Consider the following 286-nt stretch of genomic DNA (forward strand, 5'->3'; position numbering starts at 1 on the left):
AACTTACCACCAGAAAAAAGAAATATGGGAACAGTTTTTCAAAATTATGCACTATTCCCTAATATGACAGTAGAAGAAAATATAGCATATGGATTGAAAATAAAAAAGCTACCTAAAAATGTTATTAAGGATAAATGTGAAACATATTTAAACTTAGCAGGTCTTATTGATTTTAGAAATAAAAGAATAGATGAATTATCTGGAGGGCAACAACAAAGAGTAGCAATTGCAAGAGCATTAGCAACAGAGCCTACAATGCTTTTACTAGATGAGCCAATGTCAAAYT

At 30.2% G+C, this 286-nt stretch carries 1 protein-coding gene; it reads left to right on the plus strand.

All coding sequences use genetic code 11. The features are described from left to right. Positions 1-286 (plus strand): ATP-binding cassette domain-containing protein (locus G3997_RS03515; RefSeq protein WP_296648181.1); only part of this gene is annotated, 286 nt, incomplete at both ends.

Origin of the sequence: Romboutsia sp. 13368 (assembly GCF_018336475.1) — a bacterium.
Lineage (GTDB): Bacteria > Bacillota > Clostridia > Peptostreptococcales > Peptostreptococcaceae > Romboutsia.